This is a genomic window from Streptomyces sp. NPDC052687 (assembly GCF_040678395.1).
GTDB lineage: Bacteria > Actinomycetota > Actinomycetes > Streptomycetales > Streptomycetaceae > Streptomyces.
Genome location: NZ_JBFATR010000033.1, coordinates 32,422 through 47,558, shown reverse-complemented (window position 1 = coordinate 47,558; position 15,137 = coordinate 32,422). Strand labels below are relative to the sequence as shown.

The following is a 15,137-nucleotide window of genomic DNA, read 5'->3' as shown; positions in this document are numbered from 1 at the left end:
CACGCCTCCCGCTCACCTGTCGCCTGTCGTCCCTCACTCCTATCCCCGTGCTCTCCGGGCCGCAACCTCCGGTGTGAGCATTCGACGCAGACATCCCAGACATCTGGAACGTTCCGGTCCGAGACTGCCCTGTGAGATACCCAACTCCCCCGCGATCTCACGGTATGTCAGGTCCTCCGGAGCCATCAGGGCCTCCAGCAGGGACGGGCAGCGGCCGGGCAGCCGGCGGACCGCGTCGCGCAGGGCGCGGCGGTGGGCCGAGGCGAGGGCGAGCTGTTCCGGGGTGCGGTCGCGCTCGTCGGCCGGTTCCGTTTCGTACGGCCGTTCCCGCCGGGTCGTACGGCGGCAGCGGCGTGCCTCGGAGCGGACGGCGCGGCGCAGCCAGCGCTCGGGGTCGTGCGGCGGGCCGTCGCTGTCGAGGCGTTCCAGGAGGCGGAGCCAGACCGCCTGTTCGAGGTCGCCGGGTTCGGTACCGGCGTGCGCCTCGGCGAGGGCCTCGGCGGTGAGCAGCGGGCGCAGGGTGGTGAGCAGGTCGTGCGTCATATGCGGCACGACGCGCCGCCCGGGCCGGAGGTTGCCCGGGCGGCGGGGAGTCAGCCCGAACGGGGCCGGATGGTTCAACCGTTGACGAACTCCTCGCGGGCGAGCAGGCCGGTGTCCGGGTGGTCGGTGAAGACGCCGTCGATGCCGGTCGCGAAGTACGCCCGGTAGGCGCCGAAGACGTCGCCGTAGGCGTCGGGGTCCGTGCCCTTGCGGAAGTCCGCCGGGAGGAACGGGTTCTCGTTGCGCAGGGTGTAGGGGTGCAGGATCAGGCCGACCTTGTGGGCGTCGGCGACCAGGGTGGTCGGCTGGGTGAGGTGGCCGGCCTTGTCCTTCGGGATGACCAGGTCGAGGGTGGGGCCGATGCCCTGGGCGTAGGAGGCGATCTCGCGCAGGCCGGCGGGCTTGACCAGGTCGGCGACGGTGCGGGGGTCGCCGGTCGCGACGAAGTCCCAGGGGCGGGTGTTCGCACCGGACAGCAGGACCACGAGCGGGTTGTCGACCAGCTTGTTCAGGCGCTGGATGCTCGTCGGCTCGAAGGACTGGAGGATGACCGGCGAGTGCCACTTGTGCTTGCCGTGCTTGCGCAGCACCTTGGCGACCCGCTCCTCCAGACCGAGACCGAGCTCGCGGAAGTAGGTGGGGTGCTTCAGCTCCGGGTAGATCCAGACCTGCTTGCCGCGCCGCCTGGTCTGCTCGTCCTGCCAGCGCAGCACCTCCTCGAAGGTGGGGATCTCCCAGCGGCCGTCGTAGAGGGTGTTGTGCGGGCGGTTGGCGGGGATCCGCTCCTTGGCGCGCAGGGTCTTCAGCTCGGCGAGCGTGAAGTCCTCGGTGAACCAGCCGGTGGTGGCCACGCCGTCGACGGTCTTGGTGGTCCTGCGGCCGGCGAACTCGGGGTGGTCGGCGACGTCCGTGGTGCCGCCGATCTCCGGCTCGTGGCGGCAGACGAGGTGGCCGTCCTTGGTGGGGACGAGGTCGCCGGCCTCGACGATGTCGGCGCCCATGTCGAGGGCGAGCTGGTAGGCGGCGAGGGTGTGCTCGGGGCGGTAGCCGCTGGCGCCGCGGTGGCCGATGATCGTCGGCACGGGCAGGCTCTTCACACCGCGGCCCTCCCTGCTCGCCTCGGCCCTCGCCGTACCGCCCAGCCCGAGGACCGTTCCGCCCGCGCCCAGCACGGCGGCGCCGAGCAGCGCCCGTCGTCCCGGAGTGCGGGCGTGTCCGTTCGTCTCCTGCGTTCCCATCGGCGCCTCCCGGCAATCGGCTCGGCCGTTGTTCGACCGCGGTGCGGGCCGATCGTAGGGGGGTGGAGATGACCGGGGGGAGGCCCTGGATCGAACACATGGATGACGACGAATGGCGTACGGACGGCGCAAAGTGACATGCCGTCGGCTTGACCGGGCGGGACGCGGGCAGCCGGGCGGTGAGGACGGGGCCACGGAGTGGTCCGGCAGCCCTCTCGCGGTGGCCGCGGGGCGATATGGGTCACACCGTGACGGCCGGGCGGGGCGCCGTCCGCGGCCCCGGGGGGCAGGTGAACGTGCGTCAACAGCGCGTAAGGCCTCGGTGAACCCGATGTGCGCCGGCCCCCGAACCGCGAGTATCGTCCTCACCTGCACAGACTCATGACGTTTCGCACATTGGATCTCTCGACACCGGAGGGCCCGTTGTCCCGCTTCGCGCTCATCAAGGCAGTGCTCGGTCCGATCATGCGCCTGATGTTCCGCCCCCGGGTGGAGGGCGTGGAGCACATCCCGGGCGACGGGCCGGTGATCCTGGCGGGCAACCACCTGACGTTCATCGACTCGATGATCCTGCCGCTGGTCTGCGACCGTCAGGTCTTCTTCATCGGCAAGGACGAGTACGTCACCGGCAAGGGCCTCAAGGGCCGGCTGATGGCCTGGTTCTTCACCGGCGTCGGCATGATCCCGGTCGACCGGGACGGCGGCAAGGGCGGGGTCGCGGCGCTGATGACCGGGCGGCGCATCCTGGAGGAGGGCAAGGTCTTCGGGATCTACCCCGAGGGCACCCGCTCGCCCGACGGACGGCTGTACCGGGGCCGTACCGGCATCGCGCGGCTGACGCTGATGACCGGGGCGCCGGTGGTGCCGTTCGCGATGATCGGCACGGACCGGATCCAGCCGGGCGGCGCGGGCATCCCCCGGCCGTGCCGGGTGACCGTGCGGTTCGGCGAGGCGATGGAGTTCTCCCGGTACGAGGGCATGGACCGGGACCGCTATGTGCTGCGGGCGGTGACCGACTCGGTGATGGCCGAGGTCATGCGCCTGTCGGGCCAGGAGTACGTCGACATGTACGCCACCAAGGCCAAGGCTGCCTGAGTGTCGCCGCGCGGCGGACGGCACGAGGTCCGCGAGGGCCGTGAGGTCTGTGAGGTCCGCAAGGTCCCGTGAGGGTCCGCGAGGTCCGCGAGGGCGCCTCTCCGTCCGCCTGCCGGTGGAATCTGACACCGACACATCGGGCATTCGACCGAATCGCCCGACCATATGATCATGCGACATGTCTCATTCAGACATGTTCACACCTTCTCGGCGCACACTCCTCCGCACCTCGTTCGCCGCCGGCGCGGGCCTGCTGGCCGGCTGCTCCGGCCCCGGTTCCCGGCCCGGCTCCGGCTCCGGGCCCGGCTCCCGGTCCACTCCGGGCCTCCAAGGCACCGGCGGCGAGGCGGCGTTCGTGCCGGCCGGGCCCCGGGGATACGTCAATCCGTCGGACCCGGAAGTCCTCGCCGCCGAGCGCGAGCGCGGTTCCGGCCCCGTCCGCACGTACCGGATGACGGCCGGCGTGACCACCCTGGACCTGGGCGGCCGGACCGTCCGCAGCTGGGCGTACGACGAGGCGCTCCCCGGCCCGCTGGTCCGCGTCACCGCCGGCGACACCCTCGACCTGGCCCTCGCCAACCGGCTGCCCGCCACGACCACGCTGCACTCCCACGGGCTCCGGCTCCGCTGCGACATGGACGGCGTCCCGGGACTGACCCAGCGCGCCATCCCCTCGGGCGCGGACTTCGTCTACCGCTTCGCCGTCCCCCACCCGGGCACGTACCTGCTCCACTCCCACGTCGGTATGCAGCCCGACCGCGCCCTGTACGCGCCGTTCGTCGTCGACGACCCCAGGGAGCCCCTGTCGTACGACAAGGAGTGGATCGTCGTCCTGGACGACTGGCTGGACGGCGTGGAGGGGTCCACCCCCGAGGCGGTGCTCGACCAGCTGCTGCCCGAGGGGGCGGAGCACATGGCCATGGGACCGGGCCCCGGCACCACCGGCCCCTCACGGGTGCTGCACGACTCCTACAGCCGCATCCTGCACGGGGAGGGCGGCAACGTCGCCTACCCCCACTACCTGGTCAACGGGCGCGTGCCGAGCAGCCCGTCGGTGTTCCGCTGCCGTCCCGGCGACCGGGTCCGGCTGCGCATCATCAACGCCGGTTCCGACACCGCCTTCCGGGTCGCGCTGGGCGACCACGAGATGACCGTCACGCACACCGACGGCTATCCCGTGAAGCACCGCACGACCGACGCCCTCCTGGTCGGCATGGCGGAGCGGTACGACGTCCTGGTCACCGCGCGGGACGGCGTGTTCCCGCTGATCGCCCTGCCGGAGGGCAAGAAGGGCGAGGCCCTCGCCGTCCTGCGCACGAGCAAGGGCAGGGGCCAGCTGCCCCCGCCCTCGGTGCGCCCGGACGAACTCCAGGGGAAGACGGTGCCCGCGCGCCGCCTCCAGCCGGACGACTCCGTGGCCCTGGACGACCGCGAGCCCGACCGCGAGATGCGCATCCGCCTCACCGGGGGCATGGAGAAGTACGACTGGGGGTTCGACCACCAGCCGTACTCCGTCCGCCGGCGCTACCCGGTCCGCGCCGGTGAACGGGTGCGGCTCACCCTCATCAACGCCACGGACATGTGGCACCCGCTGCACCTGCACGGGCACACCTTCGCGCTCACCGGGATCGACTCGGCCGGCGCCCTGAAGGACACCGCCGTGGTGCTGCCGCACCGGAAACTGGTGATCGACTTCGACGCCGACAACCCCGGGCTGTGGATGCTGCACTGCCACAACCAGTACCACTCGGAGAGCGGGATGATGACGGTGCTCGGTTACCGCAAGTGAGGAGCCCGGCGGGGTGGCGGGGCTGCGGTGGCGGGGGCTGCGTGGTGGGAGGGCTGCGGGAAGCGGGGCGGGTGCGGCGCCGTTGTGGCCGGTCGCGCGGTTCCCCGCGCCCCATCGGGTCAGCCCTCGGGGCCGGAGCTCTCGAGGTGCCGGCCCTTCAGCAGGAACCATGCCGCGACGGACGCGGCCAGCAGGACCGCCGCGCCCACGCCCGCCGCGATCGCCAGACCGTCCACGAAGGCCCGGCGGGCCGCGTCCAGCAGGGCCGCCGCCGTGTCCGCCGGCAGGGCGTGGGCGGCCTCGGCCGCCCCGCCCAGCGACTCGTGCGCGCTCCCGGGCGTGCCCGGCGGTGACGGGAAGCCCTGGTAGACGCCGGTGACGATGGAGCCGAGGACGGCGATACCGAGGGCGGCGCCCAGCTCGTACGCCGTCTCCGAGACCGCGGAGGCGGCGCCCGCCTGCTCCTTCGGCACGGAGGCCAGGATGACGTCGGCGGTCACCGTGAAGGAGAAGCCGGCGCCGATGCCCACGACGAGCAGGGCCGCACCGAGCAGCGGGTAACCGGTGGACTGGTCGAGGAAGGCCAGCGAGGCGAGGGCGAGGCCGACCGCGGCGAGGCCGCCGGCCACCACGGCCCGCACCGAGAAGCGGCGGGCCGCCGCACCGGCGACCAGACCGGCCGACACGGCGCCGATCGCGGCGGGCAGTTCCGCCAGACCCGCCTCCAGAGGCCGCCTGCCCTGCACCAGCTGGAGGTACTGGGAGAGGAAGAACACCAGGCCGGACAGGCCCAGGATGGTCAGCAGGTCGGCCAGCACCGCGCCGCTGAAGCCCCGGTCGCGGAACAGCCGCATGTCGAGGAGCGGGGCGGGGAGCGTCAGCTGCCGGCGGACGAAGCCGTACAGCGCGGCGGCGCCCAGCGCACCGGCGGCGAGCGTCGCCCACGCGAACCCGTGCGCGGCGGTCTCCTTCACGGCGTAGACCACGCCGATCATGCCGGCCAGCGAGAGCAGCACGCTGGGCAGGTCCCACGGGCCCGGGTCCGGGTTGCGGGACTCCGGCAGCAGCCTGACGCCGACGAGGACCAGGACCGCCATCACGGGCAGGTTGATCAGGAAGACCGAGCCCCACCAGAAGTGCTCCAGCAGGAAGCCGCCCGCGATCGGGCCGACCGCCGTGCCGGCCGAGGCGGTGGCGCCCCAGATGCCGATGGCGAGGCTGCGCTCGCGCGGGTCGTGGAAGAGGTTGCGGATCAGGGCGAGGGTGGCCGGCATCAGGGTCGCGCCGGCGACACCGAGCAGCGCCCGCGCGAGGATCATCAGCTCGGGGCTGGTGGCGTAGGCGTTGAGCACGGACACCGCGCCGAACGCCGTGGCGCCGATCAGCAGGATCCGCTTGCGGCCGATGCGGTCGCCGAGGCTGCCCATGGTGACGAGCAGGCCGGCGATGACGAAGGAGTAGACGTCGCCGATCCACAGCAGCTGGGTGCCGGACGGCGCGAGGTCCTCACTGATGTACGGGGTCGCGAGGCCGAGGACGGTGGCGTCGACGGCCACCAGCAGCACGGCGAGGACGAGGACGGACAGCGCGAGCCAGCGGCCCGGGCGCTTCACCGCCTCGTCGTGGTGCGCCGGCTGCAGGGTGCTGGTCATGGTTCCTCTCTCCGTAGTGCGCCGCCGAGCATCAGCTCGGCGATCATGAAGGGAAAGTCGTTGCGGGCGGCCTTGCCGTCGAGCACCGCCCAGGCGCCGGCGGCGAACAGGCCGTAGAGCGCTTCGGTGAGCCAGGTGGGCGAGAGGTCGATCCGGAACTCGCCGCCGTCCTGGCCGCGCCGGAACAGCGCGGTGACGCGGGCGTCGATCCGGGCCCAGCCCGCGTTCTGTTCCTCGCCCTCGAACAGCTGGTTCTCGCTGTAGAGGAAGGCGAGCAGTCCGGCGGCCGGCTGGATCTCGCGGACCAGGCGGCGGACGGCCTCGCTCGCGGGGCCCTCGTCGAGCCGGGCCCGGTCCAGCGCGGCCTCGCACTCGGCGATGCCCAGCGCCTCCAGCGCCCGCACCAGCGCGTCGCGCCCGGCGAACTGCCGGTGCAGGGTGGCCCGGCTGATCCCGGCGGCCTTGGCGACCTCGTCCATGGTCGCGGTGGATTTACGGGTCAGCAGGTCGGCTGCGCTGCGCAGCACGTGCTCTCGGTCGACGGCCATGAGACAACCATAGACCACATGAGACATCTTTGTCTCATGCTGGGCATGCGCGACTCATCGGTGGTCGGCAGTGGTGCCGGTCAGTGCCAGGGCAGCTGCCCGCGCCGCTCCCAGTACGCGCGCGGGTCCTCCGCTAGGGCGGCGAGGCGTTCCCGTTGCCCCTCGTCGAGGTCCACGGCGGGGGCGTGCAGATTCGAGGTGAGCTGGGCGACGGTCGCCGCGCCGGACAGCACCACGCCCGCCCACGGCTGCCGCAGGATCACGGCGAGGGCGACGGCGTCACAGCCCAGCCCGGTCTCGCGCGCCACAGCCCGCAGCTCCGGCGGCGCGTGCTCCTCGGCGAGCCGGCCGTTGGCCATGCCCTCCTTGACGATCACCGTCAGTCCGGCGTCGTGCGCCTCGGCCAGGGCGGGGGCGGCGGAGGTCTCCAGGAGGTTGTACGTCGACTGGACGGTACGGAACAGCGGCTCGCCGTCGACGGTCACGGCGAGCGCGGCCCGGATCGCGTCGGCCTGGGCGGGGCCGCTGGTGGAGAAGCCGACGCTGACGCCCTGCGCGGCGGCCTCGGCGAGGCGGGCGTGCAGGTTCTTGTCGGTCAGGGCGGGGCTGTCGGGGGTGACCGAGTGGATCTGGTAGAGGTCGAGCCGGTCGCCGAGCAGGGCGGCGGTCTCGGCGCGCTGGCGCTCGTAGGTCTCCAGACTGTGGTCCTTGACCTCGTGCCGCTCGGCGTCGGTGGCCCAGTCGGCGGTGTAGGTGTAGCCCCACTTGCTGCCGACGACGACGTCGTCGATCTCGGGGTGCGCGGCCAGCCAGCCGGCCAGGAACTCCTCGGAGCGGCCGTAGGAGCGGGCCGCGTCGACATAGCGGACGCCCTGGGCGTAGGCGGCGTCGAGGAGTTCGTGGGTGCGGGCGCGCAGCGCCGCCACGCTGCGGTCGGCGCCGAGGTCCTGGTCCCGGCCGAGGGTGATGTAGCCGGGGCGGCCGACGGCGGCGAGGCCCAGGCCGATGTGGCAGGTGGGCGTGGTCGCGCGGGCGAGACGGGCGAAGGGCATCGCGGGCTCCGTTCGGTCGGTCGGCCGGCTGGCCGGCTGGCCGGCTGGCCGGCTGGCCGGCTGGCCGGCTGGCCGGCTGGCCGGCTGGCTGGCTGGCTGGCTGGCTGGCTGGCTGGCTGGCTGCGACCAACGTAACCCGCGACGCCCTTACGTCACTTCTTGGCGTTCGCCCACGCGTGCTGGGCGGCGACGTCCGCCTTGACCTCGGCGAGCTGGACGGCGACCGCGCTGGGCGCGGTGCCGCCCCGGCCGTCGCGGGAGGCGAGGGCGCCGGGCACGTCGAGGACGGAGCGGACCTTGGGGGTGAGGTGCTCGGAGATCTTCGCGAACTGTTCGTCGGTGAGCTCGTCCAGCTCCTTGCCCTCGGCCTCGGCGACCTTCACGCACTCGCCGGCGACCTCGTGCGCGACCCGGAACGGCACGCCCTGCCTGACCAGCCACTCGGCGATGTCGGTGGCGAGCGAGAACCCGGCGGGGGCCAGCTCCTCCATGCGCTCGCGGTGCACGGTGAGGGTGGCCATCATGCCGGTGAAGGCGGGGAGCAGGATCTCCAGCTGGTCGATGGAGTCGAAGACCGGCTCCTTGTCCTCCTGGAGGTCGCGGTTGTAGGCGAGCGGGAGGGCCTTGAGGGTGGCCATGAGGCCGGTGAGGTTGCCGATGAGGCGGCCGGACTTGCCGCGCGCCAGCTCGGCGATGTCCGGGTTCTTCTTCTGCGGCATGATCGACGAGCCGGTGGAGAAGGCGTCGTGCAGGGTCACGAAGGAGAACTCCTTCGTGTTCCAGATGATGACCTCCTCGGCGATCCGGGAGAGGTTCACGCCGATCATCGCGGTGATGAAGGCGAACTCGGCGACGAAGTCACGGGAGGCCGTGCCGTCGATGGAGTTGGCGGCGCTGCCGTGCTCGAAGCCGAGGTCGCGGGCGACGGCCTCGGGGTCCAGGCCGAGGGAGGAACCGGCCAGGGCGCCGGAGCCGTACGGCGAGACGGCAGTACGCTCGTCCCACTGGCGCAGCCGCTCGGCGTCCCGGGACAGGGCCTGGACGTGGGCGAGGACGTGGTGGGCGAAGAGCACCGGCTGCGCGTGCTGGAGGTGGGTGCGGCCCGGCATGGCGACGTCCCGGTGGGCCTCGGCGAGGCCGATGAGGGCGTCCTGGAGCTCGGCGATCAGGCCGCCGATGATCCGGGCGTGGTCGCGCAGGTACATCCGGAAGAGGGTGGCGACCTGGTCGTTGCGGGACCGGCCGGCGCGCAGCTTGCCGCCGAGGTCGGGGCCGAGGCGCTCCAGCAGGCCGCGTTCCAGGGCGGTGTGCACGTCCTCGTCGGCGATCGTGCCGGTGAAGTCGCCGGAGGCCACGTCCGCTTCGAGCCGGTCGAGGCCGGCGAGCATGCGGGTCAGCTCGTCCTCCGTGAGGAGCCCGGCCCGGTGCAGCACGCGCGCGTGGGCACGCGAGCCGGCGATGTCGTACGGCGCGAGGCGCCAGTCGAAGTGGACGGACGCGGACAGCTTGGCCAGGGCCTCGGCGGGACCGTCGGCGAAACGGCCGCCCCAGAGCCGTACGTCACCGCTGTTGTTGCTCACTCGCGCTGCTCCTCACTGTCGCTGTTCTGCATGAGTATGCAGAGGTCTGCATGATTCGTCAATTTCGCCGGGGCTTGAACGCGGGAAACCGCTTTCCCGTACTGCTCACCGAACGCCGGCGCAGACCCCACCCACCGATTCCAGCGAGGATTCCGCATGTCCAGGGCTCTTCCGAAGTACAACAAGCGCCGCGTGGCGACGATCGGCGGCGCGGCCGCCGTGGTGCTCTCCGGTGCGCTGATCGCCGGCTCGGCCCTCGCCGGCGAGACGTCCGGGAACACCTCGGCCGCCCGGCCCCTGGCGAGTCCCGGCAGCATCTCCTGCCCGGACGTGGCCTCCCGGCTCCCCGTCGTCCCCGCCTCCGCCAAGGCCGAGGTCGACCGCAACCTCGCCCTCCTGCAGACCCAGATCGCCGAAGCCAATAAGCGCCTTGCCGAAACCGTCGGCCAGGGCGGACCCGACTTCGTCCAGAACGCCATCCTCGGCCCCCTCGCCTCCAAGCGCACCGCCGCCATCGACCGCATCGCCATCGCCATCGGCCGCACCACCGCCAAACCCCAGGGGCTCGGCTCCCTCGCCACCTGCACGCTGGGCGCGGGAGGCGGCCCGGCCACCACGGCGCCGCCGGCCCCGGCGGCGAGCACACCGTCCGGCGCCACCGCCGCGCGCACCGTCTCCTGCCCGGACGTGGCCTCCCGGCTCCCGGCCGTCCCCGCCTCCGCCAGGGCCGAGGTCGACCGCAACCTCGCCCTCCTGCGGACCCAGATCGCCGAAGCCGACAAGCGCCTCGCCGAAACCGTCGGCCAGGGCGGACCCGACTTCGTCCAGAACGCCATCCTCGGCCCCCTCGCCTCCAAGCGCACCGCCGCCATCGACCGCATCGCCATCGCCATCGGCCGCACCACCGCCAAACCCCAGGGGCTCGGCTCCCTCGCCGCCTGCACGGTGCGGTAGGGCGCGGCGGGTGGCTCCCCGGCCGACTGGGTCGGCGCCCCGGTCGGCCAGGTGTGCGCCGGCCGGGGAGCCGCCATCCCTGCCGCAACGCCCTCCTGCCAAACGCCCCGTTCATCGGACAGATGAGCGAGGGACGGCAATAATCCTTAGACATGGGAAAGACTTACGAGCGCATCGACGGCAGACTCCGGGCGTTCATAGAGGAGCAGCCGATCTTCTTCACCGCGACGGCGCCGCTGGCCGGCGACGGCACGGTGAACCTCTCGCCCAAGGGCCTCAAGGGCTCCTTCGTGGTCCTCGACGAACACCGCGTGGCCTACCTCGACTTCGCGGGGTCCAACGCGGAGACCATCGCGCATCTGCGGGAGAACGGCCGGATCACCCTCATGTGGTGCGCCTTCCAGGGCCCGCCGAACATCGTGCGCGTGCACGGCCGCGGGGAGCCGGTGTTCCGTGACGACCCGCGCTTCGCCGGACTGCTCGCCCGTTTCCCGGACATCGACCCCACCGCGCACGGCCTGCGCGCGATCATCGTCGTGACCGCCGACGTCGTCCGCGACAGCTGCGGCTACGCGGTGCCCTTCATGTCGTACGACGAGGACCGCGATCTGCACGGCAGGCGTTTCGCGCGGGAGGACGACGCCTCGCTGAGCGCCTACTTCGAGAAGAAGGACCACATCGCGACGAGCTTGGACGGACTGCCCGGACTCCCGCTGCCGCTGCCGCCGCTCACCGCGCGGGCCTGAGCCCGAACGGCGCAACCGGACCGACACCGCACCCGGTCCGTCGCTAGCGTCGACGGCATGCGTCCCGCCGTCGCCGCCGTGTCCCTGTTCGCCTGCATCGCCTGCGCGTCCCTCACCGCCGTCGCCCCGTCCGGCGGCGGCACGCTGCCGGACCGGATGGCCGATACCGGCGGCGGCCGGCAGCTGATCACCGCGGTCGCGCCGCGCACCGGGGCCACCACCGGCACGCTGACGTGGTGGGAGCGGCGCGGCGGGCGATGGGTGCAGAAGGGCTCCGCGCCGGCCCGGTTCGGCAAGAACGGGCTGGTCGAGGGCGCCGCCCGCCGCCAGGGCACCAGCACCACCCCGACCGGGCTGTACGACCTGCCGTACGCGTTCGGCATCGCGGCGGCCCCGCGCGGGACCACCTACCGCTACCGCCCGGTCCGCGAGCACTCCTGGTGGTGCCAGGACAACGACTCCCGCGCCTACAACCGCTGGACCGAGCCCCGCCCGGCCGACTGCCGCGCGGCCGAGGCCGAGCACTTGGTCTCCTACGGCACGCAGTACGCCCACGCGCTCGTCATCGGCTTCAACTACGACCGGCCCGTGCGCGGCCGGGGCGCGGGGATCTTCCTCCATGTCCACGGGCGCGGCGCCACCGCCGGCTGTGTCTCCGTGCCGGCGGACGCGATGCGGCGGCTGCTCGCCTGGGCGAAGCCCGCCGCGCGGCCGCACATCGCCATCGGGACGACGAGCGGGCGAACGGCCGTGACCCGGTACTGAACACCGGCCCCCTCCCCCACGTATCTCTGGGCCAAGGGACTACGACACGCCCGTTGCCCCCGTCCCCGGAGGAACCGTGACCACCACGCTCGCAGGCGGCCGCGCCGCCCGGCGCCAGACGATGCGCCGCATCCGTCCGCGCCGTTCCCCCGCCGTGCCGCTGCTGCTGGCCCTGTGGGCCGGGGCGGGCGCGGTGCTGTGGCTGTGGTGGCACACCACCCCGTCCATCGCGGACACGACGGGCCGGATCATCGGCGCGGGCCGGATCACCGGGCTGCTCGCGGGCTATCTGATGGCCCTGGTCGTGCTCCAGATGGCCCGTGTGCCCGCGCTGGAGCGGCGGGTGGGCTCCGACCGGGTCGCCCGCTGGCACGCGATGACCGGCCGCTACACGCTCTGCCTGGTCATCGCGCACGTGTTCCTCATCATGTGGGGGTACGCGCTCCAGGCCGGGCGGACCCTCGGTGACATCGTCACGCAGACCGTGGAGTCGGTGACCCAGCTGCCGGACATGGGGAAGGCGGCCATCGGCACCGCGCTGCTGCTGTTCATCGGGCTGATCTCGGCCGGCGGGATCCGCCGCCGGCTGCCGTACGACGCCTGGTACCACGTGCACCTGCTGACGTACGCCGCCGTGTACCTGACGTTCTGGCACCAGATCAGCACCGGCAACGACTTCGCCGTCGAGCCCGTCGCGAAGACCTTCTGGTACGGGCTGTACGGCACGGTCACCGCGCTCGTCGTCTGGTACCGCGTCCTCACCCCGGTGCGTCTCAACCTCAGGCACCGGATGCGGGTCGAGGCGGTCATCGAGGAGACGCCGGGGATCGTGTCGGTGCTGATCGGCGGGCGGAAACTGCACCGGATCGGCGCGGAGGCCGGGCAGTTCTTCCGCTGGCGGTTCCTCGCGCCGGGCATGCGGTGCAGCTCGCATCCGTACTCGCTGTCGGCGGCGCCCCGCCCCGGCATGCTGCGGATCACCGTGAAGGCGATCGGCGACCACAGCGCCCGGCTGCGCGACCTCACCCCCGGCACCCGGGTGTGGGCCGAGGGCCCCTACGGGGCACTGACCGCGCAGCGCCGCAGCCGCGGCAAGGTGCTGCTGGTGGCCGGCGGGGTCGGCATCACCCCGATGCGCGCCCTGTTCGAGACCCTGCCGGGCGCGGCCGGTGACATCACCCTCCTCTACCGGGCCAACAGCACCCAGGACCTGGCCCTGTGGGGCGAGCTGGCCGCCATCGCCGACGAGCGGGGCGCGCGGCTGATGTACGCGGTGAACAGCCCCGACGGGGCGCGCCCGGACATCTCGGCGGAGCGGCTGCGGGAGAAGGTCCCCGACATCGAGCAGCACGACGTCTTCCTGTGCGGGCCGCCGGGCTTCGCGCAGTCCGTGTACGAGGCGCTGCGCGGCGCGGGGGTGCCCGCGCGCCGTATCCATCACGAGTCGTTCGAAATGTGATCGACGGTCATTCAGGAGCTTGCGGAGTCATGAGGAAGAGTCACCCGATCCGGCGTGCCCTGCTCGCCACCGCCGCCACGGTGTCCGGCATCGTGCTGCTGCTGTCGTTGAAGCCGGCGTCCGACCCGGCCTCCGCCTCGGCGGCCGGCGGCGCGGCACCGCAGCCGACGGCGGTGGCCCCGTCCCCGCAGGGCGGCACCGGGGCCGCGGGCGCCACCATCGTCACCGGTGACGCGGTCCGCACCCAGTACGGGCCGGTCCAGGTCCGTCTGACCGTCAGCGGCGGGCGGATCGTCGACGCCGAGGCGGTGCGCGCCCCGAGCGGGGGCCGCAGCAGCCAGATCACCGCCGACGCCGTACCCCGCCTCAACCAGGCCGCCGTCACCGCGGGCACCGCGGACATCGACGCCGTCTCCGGAGCGACCTACACCAGCACCGGCTACCGCCAGTCCCTCCAGTCCGCCCTGGACCGGGTGGGCGGCGCGGAGGCCGGGGGCGAGGCCGGGGCCGGAGCCGGGGCGGGGGCCGGGACGGGAGCCGGGACCGGGACGGGAGCCGAGGCCGGAACAGGGACCGGGGCTGGTGCCGAGGCAGGCGCAGGGGCCGCGGCGGAGGCGCAACCGCGCACCGTGACCGGTGCCGTCGCCGACACCCAGTACGGCCCGGTCCAGGTCCGGATCACGGTCAGCGGCGGGCGGATCGTCGACGCCGAGGCGGTGCGCGCCCCGAGCGGGGGCCGCAGCAGCCAGATCACCGCCGACGCCGTACCCCGCCTCAACCAGGCCGCCGTCACCGCGGGCACCGCGGACATCGACGCCGTCTCCGGAGCGACCTACACCAGCACCGGCTACCGCCAGTCCCTCCAGTCCGCCCTGGACCGGGTCGGTGGGTGACGTGACGCAGGCTCCCGTCGCGGTGCGCCGGACGGAGGAGGCGATGGGGACCGTCTTCTCGTTCGACGTCCGCGGCGGGGATCCCCGTGCCGTCCGCGCGGCCCTGGGAGAGGCGGTCGGCGGGCTGCACCGGGCCGACGCGGTGTTCAGCACCTATCGCGAGGACAGCCAGCTCTCCCGGCTGGCGCGCGGCGAGCTGACCGCCGGGGAGTGCGACCCGGAGGTCGCCGAGGTGCTGGAGCTGGCCGCGGAGGCGGAGCGGGTGAGCGACGGCTGGTTCAGCTCCACCTACGAGGGCCGCCTCGATCCGACGGGCATCGTCAAGGGCTGGGCGGTCGAGCGCGCGGCGCGCACGCTGGCGGCGGCCGGGGCGAGCGGGGTCAGTGTCAACGGGGGCGGCGACGTCCAGCTGCTGGGCGCGCCGGGCGCGGGCCGCCCGTGGCGCGTCGGCGTCGCGGACCCGCTCCGGCCCGGCGGCCTCGCGGCGGTCATCACCGCGGCCGGCACCACGGAACTGGCCGTCGCCACCTCCGGCACCGCCGAACGCGGCGCCCACATCACCGACCCCCGCACCGGAAAACCGGCCGTCACCGACCTGCTCGCCGTGACGGTGGTGGCGCCCCGCCTCACCTGGGCGGACTGCTGGGCCACCGCCGCCTTCGCGATGGGCGCCCGCCAGGGCCTGACCTGGCTGGAGAGCCTGCCGGACGTGGAGGCCCTCCTGATCACGGCGGGCGACGAGGTCCGGTGCACGAAGGGCCTGGCGTCCCGACTCGGGTGAGCGTCCCCACCGTCGGGGGCGCGGGGAGCTGCGCGACCAGCC

General features: G+C 73.3%; 14 protein-coding genes. 8 read left to right on the top strand and 6 right to left on the bottom strand.

Annotated features, from left to right (window positions below; genetic code table 11):
• Positions 1-39: 39 nt before the first annotated feature.
• Both AB0K92_RS23650 and AB0K92_RS23645 read right to left on the bottom strand, forming a co-directional pair.
• Positions 40-543 carry a sigma-70 family RNA polymerase sigma factor gene (locus AB0K92_RS23650; protein ID WP_365925880.1) on the bottom strand — a complete coding sequence of 168 codons (504 nt, stop codon included), beginning with the start codon at positions 541-543 and terminating at the stop codon, positions 40-42.
• Positions 544-617: 74 nt separating this feature from the next.
• Positions 618-1,781 carry a glycerophosphodiester phosphodiesterase gene (locus AB0K92_RS23645; protein ID WP_365925878.1) on the bottom strand — a complete coding sequence of 388 codons (1,164 nt, stop codon included), beginning with the start codon at positions 1,779-1,781 and terminating at the stop codon, positions 618-620.
• Between the two features lie 423 nt (positions 1,782-2,204).
• Between AB0K92_RS23645 and AB0K92_RS23640 the strand changes: the two genes are divergently transcribed.
• Together AB0K92_RS23640 and AB0K92_RS23635 are read left to right on the top strand one after the other, a co-directional pair.
• Positions 2,205-2,876: a lysophospholipid acyltransferase family protein gene (locus AB0K92_RS23640; RefSeq protein ID WP_166004693.1), complete on the top strand. Its 672-nt coding sequence runs from the start codon at positions 2,205-2,207 to the stop codon at positions 2,874-2,876.
• Between the two features lie 193 nt (positions 2,877-3,069).
• A complete protein-coding gene (locus AB0K92_RS23635) occupies positions 3,070-4,665 on the top strand; it encodes a multicopper oxidase family protein (RefSeq protein ID WP_365925876.1) in 1,596 nt (531 codons plus the stop codon).
• 119 nt (positions 4,666-4,784) lie between these two features.
• Here AB0K92_RS23635 and AB0K92_RS23630 read toward each other — a convergent pair whose 3' ends face one another.
• The 4 genes from AB0K92_RS23630 to argH all read right to left on the bottom strand — a co-directional run bounded on the left by AB0K92_RS23630 (position 4,785) and on the right by argH (position 9,497).
• Positions 4,785-6,317 (bottom strand): MFS transporter, encoded by a 1,533-nt coding sequence (locus AB0K92_RS23630; protein WP_365925874.1) that lies wholly within the window; start codon positions 6,315-6,317, stop codon positions 4,785-4,787.
• The gene (locus AB0K92_RS23625; RefSeq protein ID WP_365925872.1) at positions 6,314-6,865 is read right to left on the bottom strand and encodes a helix-turn-helix domain-containing protein; all 552 of its coding nucleotides are present in this window, start codon (positions 6,863-6,865) and stop codon (positions 6,314-6,316) included. The genes AB0K92_RS23630 and AB0K92_RS23625 overlap by 4 nt, the downstream gene beginning before the upstream one ends.
• Before the next feature lie 80 nt (positions 6,866-6,945).
• Positions 6,946-7,917: an aldo/keto reductase gene (locus AB0K92_RS23620; RefSeq protein ID WP_365925870.1), complete on the bottom strand. Its 972-nt coding sequence runs from the start codon at positions 7,915-7,917 to the stop codon at positions 6,946-6,948.
• A gap of 152 nt (positions 7,918-8,069) precedes the next feature.
• Positions 8,070-9,497: an argininosuccinate lyase gene (argH, locus tag AB0K92_RS23615; RefSeq protein ID WP_365925868.1), complete on the bottom strand. Its 1,428-nt coding sequence runs from the start codon at positions 9,495-9,497 to the stop codon at positions 8,070-8,072.
• Positions 9,498-9,653: 156 nt separating this feature from the next.
• On the opposite strand from argH, the gene AB0K92_RS23610 reads away from it, so the two are divergent.
• From AB0K92_RS23610 to AB0K92_RS23585, 6 genes are all read left to right on the top strand, one after another.
• A complete protein-coding gene (locus AB0K92_RS23610) occupies positions 9,654-10,451 on the top strand; it encodes a hypothetical protein (protein WP_365925866.1) in 798 nt (265 codons plus the stop codon).
• Between the two features lie 152 nt (positions 10,452-10,603).
• Positions 10,604-11,197: a pyridoxamine 5'-phosphate oxidase family protein gene (locus AB0K92_RS23605; RefSeq protein ID WP_365925864.1), complete on the top strand. Its 594-nt coding sequence runs from the start codon at positions 10,604-10,606 to the stop codon at positions 11,195-11,197.
• A 57-nt stretch (positions 11,198-11,254) separates the two neighbouring features.
• Positions 11,255-11,962, top strand: coding sequence for a L,D-transpeptidase family protein (locus AB0K92_RS23600; RefSeq protein ID WP_365925862.1), 708 nt, complete (start codon positions 11,255-11,257; stop codon positions 11,960-11,962).
• Positions 11,963-12,038: 76 nt separating this feature from the next.
• Positions 12,039-13,421: a ferredoxin reductase family protein gene (locus tag AB0K92_RS23595; protein WP_365925860.1), complete on the top strand. Its 1,383-nt coding sequence runs from the start codon at positions 12,039-12,041 to the stop codon at positions 13,419-13,421.
• Between the two features lie 29 nt (positions 13,422-13,450).
• On the top strand, positions 13,451-14,314 hold the full coding sequence (locus tag AB0K92_RS23590) for an FMN-binding protein (protein WP_365925858.1): 864 nt from the start codon (positions 13,451-13,453) through the stop codon (positions 14,312-14,314).
• Between the two features lie 43 nt (positions 14,315-14,357).
• Positions 14,358-15,095 carry an FAD:protein FMN transferase gene (locus AB0K92_RS23585; protein ID WP_365925924.1) on the top strand — a complete coding sequence of 246 codons (738 nt, stop codon included), beginning with the start codon at positions 14,358-14,360 and terminating at the stop codon, positions 15,093-15,095.
• Positions 15,096-15,137: the final 42 nt, after the last annotated feature.